At 64.0% G+C, this 12,861-nt stretch carries 7 protein-coding genes; 5 read left to right on the top strand and 2 right to left on the bottom strand.

The window, feature by feature from the left end; genetic code table 11:
* Position 1: 1 nt before the first annotated feature.
* The 3 genes from U0O11_RS13900 (at position 2) to U0O11_RS13890 (ending at position 6,852) form a co-directional block, all read left to right on the top strand.
* Positions 2-3,085 (top strand): efflux RND transporter permease subunit, encoded by a 3,084-nt coding sequence (locus U0O11_RS13900; RefSeq protein ID WP_324690500.1) that lies wholly within the window; start codon positions 2-4, stop codon positions 3,083-3,085.
* Positions 3,086-3,312: 227 nt separating this feature from the next.
* Positions 3,313-5,940 (top strand): DUF1266 domain-containing protein, encoded by a 2,628-nt coding sequence (locus U0O11_RS13895; protein WP_225347184.1) that lies wholly within the window; start codon positions 3,313-3,315, stop codon positions 5,938-5,940.
* Positions 5,941-6,252: 312 nt separating this feature from the next.
* The gene (locus U0O11_RS13890; RefSeq protein ID WP_131432632.1) at positions 6,253-6,852 is read left to right on the top strand and encodes a C40 family peptidase; all 600 of its coding nucleotides are present in this window, start codon (positions 6,253-6,255) and stop codon (positions 6,850-6,852) included.
* Between the two features lie 150 nt (positions 6,853-7,002).
* Here the strand turns inward: U0O11_RS13890 and U0O11_RS13885 are convergent, their stop codons facing one another.
* Positions 7,003-7,977: a LysR family transcriptional regulator gene (locus U0O11_RS13885; RefSeq protein ID WP_225347183.1), complete on the bottom strand. Its 975-nt coding sequence runs from the start codon at positions 7,975-7,977 to the stop codon at positions 7,003-7,005.
* A gap of 187 nt (positions 7,978-8,164) precedes the next feature.
* On the opposite strand from U0O11_RS13885, the gene U0O11_RS13880 reads away from it, so the two are divergent.
* Positions 8,165-9,484 (top strand): MFS transporter, encoded by a 1,320-nt coding sequence (locus U0O11_RS13880; RefSeq protein ID WP_225347182.1) that lies wholly within the window; start codon positions 8,165-8,167, stop codon positions 9,482-9,484.
* A 141-nt stretch (positions 9,485-9,625) separates the two neighbouring features.
* Here U0O11_RS13880 and msrA read toward each other — a convergent pair whose 3' ends face one another.
* On the bottom strand, positions 9,626-10,303 hold the full coding sequence (gene msrA / locus U0O11_RS13875; RefSeq protein ID WP_225347181.1) for a peptide-methionine (S)-S-oxide reductase MsrA: 678 nt from the start codon (positions 10,301-10,303) through the stop codon (positions 9,626-9,628).
* Positions 10,304-10,599: 296 nt separating this feature from the next.
* Between msrA and U0O11_RS13870 the strand changes: the two genes are divergently transcribed.
* Complete coding sequence (locus U0O11_RS13870; protein WP_225347180.1) at positions 10,600-12,822, top strand: FAD-dependent oxidoreductase; 2,223 nt, start codon at positions 10,600-10,602, stop codon at positions 12,820-12,822.
* Positions 12,823-12,861: the final 39 nt, after the last annotated feature.

Raw genomic sequence — 12,861 nt, 5'->3', positions numbered from 1 at the left:
CATGGTCGATTATTTCCTGAGACACAAGGTCATCAGCTGGATGGTCGTGTTGCTGCTGTCGGTGGGTGGCGTGACCTCCTTCTTCGGCCTCGGCCAGCTGGAATTTCCCGAGTTCACCATCCGCAACGCGGTGGTGATTACCCAGTATCCGGGCGCGACGCCCAAGCAGGTGGAAGAGGAAGTCACGCTGCCGCTGGAGAAGGCGATCCAGCAGATTCCCAATCTCAAGCGCGTCAGCTCGGTCAACAGCTCCGGGCTTTCCCAGATCACGCTGGAGCTCGAGAGCAGCGTGCGCGAAGGCGAGATGCAGCAGTACTGGGATCTGCTGCGCCGCAAGATCAATGACGCCCAGTCGAGCCTGCCGCCCGGCAGTGGCTCCTCGATCGTCAATGACGACTTCGGCGATGTGTTCGGGCTGCTCTACAACCTGAGCGGCAAGGGCTATTCGGCGCATGATCTCGAGGACCAGGCCGACTTCCTGCAGCGCGAGCTGACGCTGGTGGAGGGGGTAAAGAAGGTCTCCATCGTCGGCGCGCGCAGCGAGCAGGTCATCGTCGCGCTGGATCGTGATCGCATGCAGGCGCTGAACATCTCGCCGGATCAGCTCGCCAACCTGCTCAATGCCCAGAACGTGGTCGGCGACGCCGGACGGATCCGTCAGAACGGCCTGTCGCTGGAACTGCAGCCAAGTGGCGAGTTCCAGAGCGTGCAGGACCTGGAGCGTCTGGTGGTCGGTCGTCCCGGCAATGGTGGCCTGATTCGTCTCGGCGATATCGCCTCGGTCAGCCGCGAGTACACCGAATCGCCGTCGCGCCTCTATCACACCGATGGTGAGACGGCGCTGTCGCTGGGCATCTCGTTCGCCTCTGGCGTCAATGTGGTCGAGGTCGGTGCGCTGGTCGACAAGCGTCTTGGCGAGCTTGAGTCGCGCATGCCGCTGGGCATGGAGCTGACCACGGTCTATCACCAGCCCCAGGTGGTGGATGAGGCGGTGTCCGGCTTCTTGATCAACCTGGCCGAGGCCGTCGGCATCGTGATTCTGGTGCTGCTGGTATTCATGGGCGTCAAGAGCGGCGTGCTGATGGGGCTGGTGCTGTTGATCACCATTCTCGGCACCTTCGTGATGATGTCGATTCATGGCATCGAGCTGCAGAAGATCTCGCTGGGGGCCTTGATCATCGCGCTGGGCATGCTGGTGGATAACGCCATCGTGGTCACCGAGGGCATGTTGATCGGTCTCAAGCGCGGCAAGACCAAGCGCCAGGCCGCTTTCGAGGTCGTCAACCAGAACCGCATGCCGCTGCTGGGGGCCACGGTGATCGCGATCACCGCCTTCGCGCCCATCGGTCTGTCGCCGGATGCCACCGGCGAGTTCGTCGGGTCATTGTTCTGGGTGCTGTGCTACTCGTTGCTGTTGAGCTGGATCACCGCCCTGACGCTGACACCGTTCTTCTTCGACATGTTCTTCCGCGAAGCGCGGGAGACGGCAGGCAGCGACACGGACGAGAATCAGGAGGAAGACCCCTATCGTGGCGTCATCTTCCGTGGCTTCCGCAGCCTGCTGAGCTGGGCGATTCGCCTGCGCTGGCTGACCCTGGGGGGCGCGGTGGCGTTGCTGGTGGCGGCCGTGATGAGCTTCGGTCAGGTCAAGAATGCCTTCTTCCCGGATGCCTCGACCCCGCTGTTCTTCGTCGATGTCTGGATGCCGGAAGGCACCGATGTGCTGGCGACGGAAGCGCGCATCGCGGACCTTGAGCAGCAGGTGCTCAAGATGGACAAGGTCAATCATGTCACCAGCGTCACCGGCGGGGGCGCCCAGCGCTTCACGCTGACCTACTCGCCGGAAGACAGCTATGCCAGCTTCGGGCAGCTGATCGTCGAGACTCAGGACCGGGCCAGTCGCGAAGCGCGCATGGAGGAGGTGATACGCCTGGTGCGCGCCGAGTATCCTGAAGTCGAGTACAAGGTGCAGGCGTTGCAGGTCGGCCCCTCGGCCAAGGCGAGTCTCGAGGCGCGCCTCTACGGCGAAGACCCCGCAGTGCTGCGTCAGCTGGCAGGCAAGGTGCGTAGCGTCTTCGAGGAGGAGCCGCTGGCCGACAGCATCCGTCTGTCATGGCGCAATCGCGTCAATCGCATCGAGCCCGAATTCCTGGATGATCAGGCGCGGCGTGTCGGCGTGACGCGTGACTCGTTGCATCAGGCGCTGCTGATCAACAGCGACGGCGAGAGCGTCGGTGTCTATCGCGAAGGCTCCGAGCTGATCCCGATCCTGCTGCGCGGTGAAGAGCGTCAGCGCTTCGACCTCGATACCCTGGCGAGCCTCAACGTCTGGAGCGATGAGCAGGAGACCTACGTGCCGGCGGGCTCGGTGATGGGGCCGCTCGAGACCGAGCTGCGCGACCCGCTGATCAAGCGTCGCGATCGTCAGCGCATGCTGGCGGTCTACGCCGAGCCCATGCCGCTGTCCGGCGAAACGGCCGCCAGCGTGCTGGGGCGTATCCGTCCCAAGATCGAGGCCATCGAGCTGCCCGAGGGCTATCACCTGGAGTGGGGTGGCGAGTACGAAACCTCATCCGAAGCTCAGGAGGCGCTGTTCTCCTCGCTGCCGATGGGGCTGCTGGGCATGTTCGTGATCACGGTGCTGCTGTTCTCCAACCTGCGTCAGGCGCTGGCCATCTGGTCCATCGTGCCGCTGACGCTGATCGGTATCGTCAGTGGTCTGATCGTGTTCGGCGCGCCGTTCACCTTCATGGCGCTGCTCGGCACCTTGAGCCTGATCGGCATGGTGCTCAAGAACGCCATCGTGCTGGTGGAGGAGATCAACGTGCAGCTCGATGAGCAGGAGAATCGCTTCCAGGCGGTGGTGCAGGCGGCCGTCAGTCGTGTACGGCCGGTGTCGATGGCGGCCATCACCACCATGCTGGGCATGATTCCGCTGTTCCCGGATGCCTTCTTCTCGAGCATGGCGGTGGTGATCGTGTTCGGGCTGGGCGTGGCGACCCTGCTGACGCTGGTGGTGCTGCCGGTGGCGTACTGCGCCTTCTTCCGCATCCCGACCGGCAACAAGTCCATGAAGACATCCTGATGTGATGATAATGCGGTAATCTTGGTCTGCGCAGTCGCGGCCACCCACACCATGACGCCCGATGACAGTGCCTTTGTCATCGGGCGTCATGGTGTGGTTCGTGCTCGCTATCCTGCGTGAGGGGCATCGCCGCAAGCCCCTTTCCGTTACACTATGCGCCGCCGGTTGCGAGTTGCCCGGTCGCAAGTGTTGCGTCAGTCGAATCCTATCGAGTCGTGAGGTGTGCCTTGGTCGAACCCCTGAGTGCCTGGTGGGGGCAACAGCTGGTGTTGTGCGGTTGGGGTTTCAGTGCAGCGCCGGAAACGGTGTGGACACCGGCCCAGGCGTGCGCGCGTCTGAAGGCCCAGGAAGTCCCGGATGCGGGCGAGTTGGGATGGCGTCTGCTGGAGGCCTTCCCCAATGACACCCCGGACCCGCTGCACCAGTTGGAGGCGTTGGAATTGCTGGCGCTGGCACGTACCGCCGGCTGGCTGTCAGAGGCGCGCACGCGTGCCTGGCTGATACGTCTGCTCACGGCGATCGGCGGGCGTTTCGCCTCGCTGGATGACTGGCTCAAGGCCCTGGCTCATTCGCGCAGCGATGCGGGCTGGACGCGAGGCGATGATGGCTTCTTCGAGGCCAGCCTCGCGTTGTCTCAGTTGGAGCACGAAGACGCCGGCGTCACCTGGCCGCGTCTGCAGGAAGCGCTGGAGGCACAGCCTCCGGTGGCGGTTACTGAGCTCTGGCCTCAGGGCGAGCGCGACCGGGTCTGGATGGCGCGCGCCATCTTCTCGCCGTGGCTCGGCGGTCAGACATTGACCACCGATGACAGCGGCCCGCACGAGGACGGTGCCAGCGGTTTTGACGCCGCGGCGCACTGGCCGGACGTCACGCGCTGGCTGGCCGAGACCTGGGCGATCACCGGGCGTGATGAGCTGATTCGACTGCTGCTGTGGCTGGCCTCGCAGGGGCATCGCTATGGCTGGGACATCGACAGCGCACGCCTGATGACGGCCAGCGACAGCGAGCGTGCCAAGTGGCTGGATGAGCTGGAAGCGGATGCGGCTCAGGAAGAGGCCGAACGCAAGACGGAAGGGCGCAAGGGCGCCCCCGCGCATGCCTCCTCCAGCATCGACGTCGCCGATGGCGGGCTGGAAAAGCCCCCGTCACCGACGGCCTATGGCGAGCTGCTGCTGCAGTATCTCGATCGTGGCGAGCCGTTGGAATTCGCCGCCTGGGACTGGCTGCGTCTGGTCGATCTCGCCTTCGCCGGGCTATGTGCCGGCTGGCTGAGTCGTGAGGAGGGCGAGGACTTCGCCGCCCACGGCATCGACCTGCTGGTGCGCCGCTATGCCGACTGGCAGGGCGTGGCCCGCGCCTATCAGCGCGGTCGCAGTCTGTTCGAGGGTGTCGATCTGACCCGCGACACCGAGAGTGACTGGCGTCCGCTGATGGCGTCGCCGCTGACGCCGCTGCGTTGCGAGCTGCATGCGCTGCTGCCTGCCGCCCGGCGTGAGCGCTGCCGTGCGGCGATTCGTGCGTGGCGCAATGACAGCCGCCACTGGGTGCTGGCCATCGCCAGTATCCGCGAGCCGGACCTGCTCTATCGTCAGGGGCTTGTCGCCGAGGTCGATGCGGCGCGCCGCGAAGAGGCACGCCAATATCTCAACGAGACGCTGGCGCTGGACACCCGCGATGGCGTGCAGGGCATGGCGCGCTTCTGGCTGCCGGCGCAGGCGCATCATCTCAACCAGCTGGCCGCCGATGCCGCGCGTGGTGCCTTGCCCGACGCCCAGACGCCCTTCGGGCGTGCCGATGCCGTCGAGCTGGAACGCCGACAGCGTCTGGCCGTCTGTCATCGCTATCCCGCCAGCGTGGTGATGGCCGAGAAGTACGCCTTCTACCTGCTGATGGTCCAGGACAGCGGTGATTTCCCGGCCGATGAGCTGGCCCAGTGTGCCGAGCGTCTGCGCAGTGCCCTGTGCCGCTACTATCCGGACGCCATGCGTCTGCTGGAAGCTTGGGCGGTGTGGGAATCCGCGGTGCCGGAACTCGAGGATCATCCGCTGGTCAACGAGATCCGCTGGCATCTCGATGACCCCGGCAGCCTGTTCCATTGGCTCGACTGGCGCGCCAGCGACTGGCAGGAGCCGGGGCTGCGTCCGAGTCTGGATCGCTTCACGGCGCTGGCGCTGAGCGGTCCGCTCAATACGCCGTGCTGGGGTGAGCCGATGGTCGAGTACGGGCGGGGCGTCGAGGAACTCAGCGGCTGGCTCGAAGGTCATTATGGTCTCGCCAATGCCGAGGCGCTCAAGGGCTTCCTCGACTTCCTGCGCGATGCCGGTGATCGGGATGAATACCAGATCAATTACGGCCCTTACACCCTCAATCGCGCCCGTCTCGACAATGAGATCGACGTGCTGGAAAGCGCCGAGCGCGGCGATGATGAGCAGGTGCATCTGGACCGTCTGCGTCGCGTCAGGGACAACGAGGCGCGCTGCAACGAGCTGGACATGGCGGCGTGGGACATCGCCCAGATGGTGGACCTCGCGATTGCCGGGCGCCAGCTGGGCTGGCTGGACGACGCGACCTTCACCGCCTATCTGGACAGCGCCTATGCAATGGCGCGCGACCACTACGGCAGCTGGAAGGAATATGCCCGGGGACTGTTCGCCGGCTATGCCTTCTTCATGGGCGACACCGACCAGCGTGACAGCTTCCTGCGCGGCTTCCGCGATGCGCTCATCCAGTGGTTGACGGCGGCGCCACCGCTGGCCGGTGCCTGGTCAAGTCTCGACTTCCCGGGCGCGCGCCCGGGGCATTGGCCGGCGTTGCATCTGGATGTGCTGAGCGGAGACGCTCGCACGTTGCACTGAGCGGGATTCAATTCAGGTTGGGTGAGCGGCAGGGGGGCACTTTCTCTGATGCTTTGGTCTAACTTGTGCGGCAATGGCATACGGTTTGCGGAAACATGAACTACTATCCTGCGAACGAATTGAGTTTGTCATCTGACTGTCGTCATCGTGTTGCAATGTGTGCTGCTGCCTGATCCGGCCCACCTTGTCAGATAGTCGCCGTGTTACCCCTGATCGATCAACGATCATCGTCATGCATCAATGGTTATCGCCGTCCGCAAGCGCTGCTCACCTTCACCCTTCCAGCGCCGGGCCCACGACGAGGAATGCTGGATGCGCCACGCGTTATTATGCTGTTTTCTGATCCTGCCACTGGGTGTGGCAGGCTGTGCCAGTCACTCAACACCGTCCAATGATGTGGCCTACTACGATGTGGACCTGCCGGAACTGCCGAAGCTCAAGCGCTATCGCCAGTCCGCGTCCCAGCCGGCCGCCGAGTCGCAGGACTACGCCATGTCAGGGCCGAGCATCCGCGATGTCCTGCTTGAAGAGCATGACCGCTGGGCCGGGACGCCCTATCGTCTGGGGGGAACCAACTCCCGCGGCATCGATTGTTCCGCCCTGATGCAGCATGTCTTCAGTGATGGCTTCGGCATCGATCTTCCGCGCACCACCACCGACCAGGTGAAGCGTGGCAAGCGCATCGACAAGTCGCAGCTCAAGCCGGGTGATCTGGTCTTCTTCCGTCCCTCGCGTCGCTACAACCATGTGGGGGTCTACGTCGGCAACGGCTACTTCCTGCATGCCTCCACCTCGCGTGGCGTGAAGCTGTCGCGACTCGACAATGTCTATTGGTCCCAGCACTACTGGCAGTCGCGTCGCCCGATGCCCTACGAGGCCATGCAGATGAAGCTGGCCATGCGCAGTCAGTGAGCCGATCACGCTGGCACTGAAACAGACAAGCGCTGACACAGACAAGCCCTTGAATAGACAGGCCCTTGAATAGACAAGTGTCTTCTTCGACATCACCCGGCCCTGGCCGGGTGATGTCGTTTATGAGCCCCGGCAAATGTCAGCCACTGCTCAGGAAGGGGGCTTCAGCGTAGTGCTGCTTGCCTGATCATCAGCGCTCAAGGCATCCGGGGCGAGCCTCCCGGCCGCCGAGTGTTCAATGACGAAATCGACCAGCGCCTGCTCGGCACGTGACAGGCCGCGCTCGCGGCGCCAGGCGAGTGACAGCTCAAGCCAGGCGGGCTCATCGAAGGAGACGGCGGTCAGGTTGTTCTCTTCACGGTCATCCTCGACCACACGCTTGAGGAAGGTGGTGATCCCGAAGCCACGCGCGACGATCGCCTTGTTGAGGGCGATCAGGTTCGATTCGAAGGCGATGCTCGGCGCGAGACCATGCTGGCTGGCCAGGCGCTCGATGAAGTCGCGATGGAAGTAGCCGCGCTTGAAGACCACCAGCTCCTCGGCGAAGAACTCCTCGACGCTGATCTGCGTGCGGGCGGCCAGCGGATGATCGTTCGCCAGGCAGACCACCATTTCCTCGCTCAGGAAGTGGCGTCGAATCAGGCCGTGGGTGTCGGTGCCGAGCTGATCCTCGACGATGACGCCCAGGTCCAGCTCGGCATTGTCGATCATTCGGCGCAGGCTCAGGGTGCCGCCCTCGATCACGCTGAGCTTGATGTCGGGATAGCGTGCCTTGAATGCCATCAACAGGGGCGGGAAGTAGTAGGAGCCGAGCATCGAGGAGACGCCGATGCGCACCTCGCCCTTGACCAGCCCCTCGAGCTCCGCCATCGCCAGTGCCGCGCGCTGTGCCTGTTGCAGTAGGGGCCGGGCATGCTCGAGCAGCGTATCGCCGGCCGGTGTCAGGCGCAGACCGCGTGAGCCCCTGACCAGCAGTTGCGTGCCCAGCCGGCTTTCGAGCCCGGCGATCGACTGGCTGACCGCTGACTGGGCCAGGCTGAGTGCCTGAGCGGCAGTGGTGAAGCTCTGGTGCTCGACGACACTGACGAATATCTCCAGTGCACGCAGATCGAAGGGCAGTTTCATCGCGGGGTCCTGTTGATCGCGAAGTCCTTTATCAGCGCTGCTTCCTCTCGGCGCAGTTTGCGACATCCCTGTGTCGCCGTTGTCATCAGCTTTGCTGATGGCCAGCATCATGTCGAGCTATTTTACTGATGCGAGCGCGCGGCGCAGACTGGCGCCATCCCCATGCTTGATTGAGTGCAGGTACCTGATGGCTTCATCGCTTTCCGCGTCTTCTTCCCCCGATTCCGCCGCCTCGGTTTCCGCCACACAGTCCGAGCTGCCCGAGCCGCTCAAGGCGCGCGGGCGTGACTGGCGGCGCATGACCCAGGCGCTGTGCCTGGGCTCCTTCGTGGTCTTCATCAACCTCTATCTGGTGCAACCGCTGCTGCCGCTGCTGGCGACGGATCTGGGCCTGAGCTCGCTGCAGGCGAGTCTGTCCCTGTCGGTGAGCACCCTGACGCTGGCTATGGCACTGCTGGTGTTCGGCCCGCTGTCCGATGCGCTGGGGCGGCGGCGTATTCTGCTGTGGACCCTGGCCGGCGGGGTGGCCTGTTCAGGGCTGGCACTGTTCGCCGAGGGCTTCTGGTCGCTGCTGGCGGTGCGCGCGCTGCAGGGCTTTCTGCTCGGCGGCCTGCCGGCGGTGGCAGTGGCGTACATGAGTGACGAGATGGAGCAACCCGCCTTGATGGTGGCGGTGGGGCTCTACATCAGTGCCAATTCGCTGGGCGGCATCTCGGGGCGGGTCGCGGGGGGCGTGATCGCGGAGCACTGGGGCTGGCAGGCCAGCTTCGCCGCTATCGGCGGCGTCAGCCTGCTGGTGCTGGGGGCGTTATGGCAGCTGCTGCCGCGCCAGAGACGCTTCGTCGCCCAGCCGCTCAAGCTGAGCAGCATGCTGGCAGGTCTGGGTCGCCATCTGCGCAATCCTCGTCTGTGGCCGGTGTTCCTGCTCGGTGGGCTGAATTTCTTCATCTTCGTCAATCTCTACAGCTACATGACCTTCCGGCTGAGTGAGGCGCCCTGGTCGCTCAGCAGTCAATGGCTGGGGCTGTTGTTCCTGACCTATCTGGCGGGCACCTTCGGCGCCTCCCAGTCTGGCCGGCTGGCACGGCGTCTGGTACCGGGAGGTGCGGCTGAGGACGGCGAGGCCGCGCTGGCGATCGCTCAGCGACGCGGTCAGGCACTGACCATGATGCTGGGCACCGGCATCGTGATGCTCGGCACGCTGCTGACGCTGAGTCACTCGCTGATCGGCATGTTGATCGGCCTGAGTCTGAATGCCTTCGGCTTCTTCCTCGCGCATGCCACAGCTTCAGCCTGGGTCGGGCGCAATGCCGAGGGCGCGCGGGCCAGTGCCAGTGCGCTGTATCTGACCGCCTACTATCTGGGCGCGAGTCTCGGCGGCTTCTGGCTGGAACCCTTCTGGCAGGCTGCCGGCTGGCCCGGGGTGGTCATGGCCAGCGTACTGGTGCTGGCGGTGACCTTCTCGCTGGCGATCCTGTGCTGGCGCCGGGCCACCACGCAGTATTGAGCCTGAGAGCAGGGTTGATGGAAGATCAGAGAGCAGAGCAGACCGCAGAATAGAGAGCAGGGCACGTAAATCAGAGCATGCAACTGAAAACGGCTCGCCAGATGGCGAGCCGTTGTCGTTCAGAGGGCCTGGAGGGCGAGATCAGTGCGCGGGCGCGTCGTCACCCCAGATCTCTTCCAGACGATCATCGCGGCCACAGCCGGCGCGGTAGAAGCGATAACGCACCGGGTTCTTCTTGTAGAAGTCCTGATGGTAGTCCTCGGCCGCATACCAGGGCCCTGCCGCCTCGATCTCGGTGGCGATGCCTTCGGGGAATCTGTCCTTCAGCGCATCGCGACTGGCCTCTGCCGCGTCACGCTGGGCCTCATCGAGGGGATAGATGCCGCTGCGGTACTGGGTGCCGGCATCACAGAACTGGCGGTCCACCGCGACCGGGTCGATGTTGTGCCAGAAGACCTCCAGCAGGGTGTCGTAGCTGACCTTTTCCGGCTCGTAGACCACCTTGACCGCTTCGGTATGCCCGGTGCCGCCCGCGGAGACCTGCTTGTAGGTCGGGTTGTCCTGTTCGCCCGCGGTATAGCCGGAGGTGGTCGAGATCACACCCTCAAGCTTGTCGAAGGGGCCTTCCATGCACCAGAAGCAGCCACCGGCGAAGATGGCGACTTCCTGGCCCTGAGCGACACCCTCGGCGACGCCCTTGGGCGCTGTCTGCGGGTCGAAGGCATGGGCGTGGCCGACAAGCAGCAGGCCGCCGAGGAGGCTTGCCAGTGGCGTGAGACGTCTGATCGCAGGGAAGGGGATTCGCGTGTATCGGGTCATGGTGTCTCCGGGAAAGGCGTCATTCCTTCGAGATGAGTACACGGAAATCTCCATGTCTCGGTGAGCCGTGAGGTGACTGGCGCTGTTGAGTCCTCACTGCCTGTATAGGTTTCTACGCGAATAAACGTGGGATGGATGCGAACATGCAGAATGAAACGTTACCGTTGTCGTGATCAAGCCACTGCCATTCACTCCGCTACGCGAATCAGTGCATCCAGTCAGCGACATGCCTCGTAAGGACACGGTACATCCCAATGACATGCCCATGACGGCAGGAATCGAAAAGGAAATCGCCAGTGAATAAACGCAAGTTACTGCTTCTGGGCGCCATCGTCGCTGCCATCGTGGTCTTCTTTGCCAGCGGGGCACAGGATTACTTCACTCTGCAGAGCCTCAAGGCCAGCCAGTCCGAATTCCAGGCGTTGTTCGCGGAATCACCGTACAAGGTCGCGGGCACCTTCTTCGTCGTCTACGTGGCGATGGCGGCGCTTTCACTGCCCGGTGCAGCACTGCTGACGCTGCTGGGTGGCGCGCTGTTCGGCTTCGGCTGGGGGCTGCTGCTGATCTCCTTCGCCAGCACCATCGGTGCGACGCTGGCCTTCCTGATTTCCCGCACTCTGCTGCGCGAGAGCATCGAGAAGCGCTTCCGCCGTCAGCTGGAATCCCTCAACCGTGGCGTCGAGCGCGAAGGCGGCTTCTATCTGTTCACGCTGCGCCTGGTGCCGGTCTTCCCGTTCTTCATCGTCAATCTGGTGATGGGCCTGACCCGCATGCGCGTGGTCACCTTCTACGTGGCAAGCCAGCTGGGCATGCTGGCGGGCACCGCCATCTACGTGAACGCCGGGCGTGAGCTGGGCCAGCTGGAATCCCTGTCCGGCATCCTCTCGCCGGGGCTGATCGCCTCCTTCATCGCGCTGGGCCTCTTCCCGCTGATCGCCAAGAAGATCGTCGGCGTGCTGCGCAAGCGCAAGCAGCAGGCGGCCTTCGACAAGCCGAAGACCTTTGATTACGACATGGTCGTCATCGGTGCCGGTTCCGCCGGGCTGGTCACCAGCTATATCGCCTCTGCCGTGAATGCGCGTGTCGCGCTGATCGAGCGCCACAAGATGGGCGGTGACTGCCTCAATACCGGCTGCGTGCCCTCCAAGGCGCTGATTCGTGCCGGGCGTGCGGCTCATGAGATTCGTCAGTCCCAGCGCTTCGGGATCACCGCCAACGAGCCGGAAATCGATTTCGCCAAGGTGATGGGCCATGTGCATGACGTGGTCGAGAGTGTCGAACCGCATGACAGCATCGAGCGTTACGAAGGCCTCGGCGTGGAAGTGCATACCGGCAACGCCAGACTCAGGACGCCCTGGGAAGTGGAAGTCGATGGTCGCGTGCTGACCACGCGCAACGTGGTGATCGCCACTGGTGCCCGTCCGCGTGTGCCAGCCATCCCGGGCATGGAATTGATCACGCCGCTGACCTCCGAGAACCTGTGGGACCTCAAGGTGCAGCCCAAGCGTCTGGTGGTGCTGGGTTCCGGCCCGATCGGCATGGAACTGGGTCAGAGCTTCGCGCGCCTGGGCAGTCACGTCACCATCATCGAGGGTGCCCCGCGCGTGATGCCGCGTGAAGACGAAGAAGTCAGCGCGCTGATGCACGAGCAGCTGGCCGGTGAGGGCGTCGATTTGCGCGTCAATTCCACCGCCACGCGCATCGAGGTGCTCAAGGACAAGGACAGTCAGCCGATGCGCCATCTGGTCGTGAGTTCTCCCGACGGCGAGGAGAGCTGGATCGAGTTCGATGAGCTGCTGGTGGCCATCGGGCGCGAAGCCAACGTCGAAGGCTTCGGTCTGGAAGATCTGGGCATCGCGGTCTCCGAGCGCGGCACCATCGATGTCTCCGAGTCGCTGCAGACCCTGCAGCCGAATATCTGGGCGTGTGGCGATGTGGCCGGTCCGTACCAGTTCACCCATGCGGCGGGCCACCAGGCGTGGCACGCGGCGGTCAACGCGCTGTTCGGTGGTCTGAAGACCTTCAAGGTCGACTACCGTATCATGCCGATGGTCACCTACACCGAGCCGGAAGTGGCACGTGTCGGCCTCAACGAGACCGAAGCCAAGGCCCAGGGTTACGAGTACGAGGTCACGCATTACGAGATGGGCGAGAGTGATCGCGCGCTGGCCGAGCGTGCGACGGAAGGCTTCGTCAAGGTGCTCACCGAGAAGGGACGCGATCGTATCCTCGGCGTGACGCTGGTCGGTGCCTCGGCAGGGGAGTGGCTGGCCGAATTCACCATGGCGATGAAGCATGGCATCGGTCTCAACAAGATCCTGTCCACCATCCATCCGTATCCGACGCTGTCCGAGGCCAACAAGGCCGCGGCGGGCATGTGGAAGAATGCCCACAAGCCGGAAGGCGTGCTCAAGGTGCTCGACCGTTACTTCACCTGGCGCCGCAACGGCCGCTTCGAGCCGACCAAGACCCTCAAGGCAAATGCTGCCGAGCGGACTGTGGCTGTCGAAAAACAGTAATCGCTGAATCATGCCGCGGGCCTGCAGGTGCAGGGTCGC

The organism is Cobetia sp. D5 (genome assembly GCF_035666195.1).
GTDB lineage: Bacteria > Pseudomonadota > Gammaproteobacteria > Pseudomonadales > Halomonadaceae > Cobetia > Cobetia amphilecti.
This window is presented reverse-complemented; position numbering and strand designations above follow the sequence as displayed.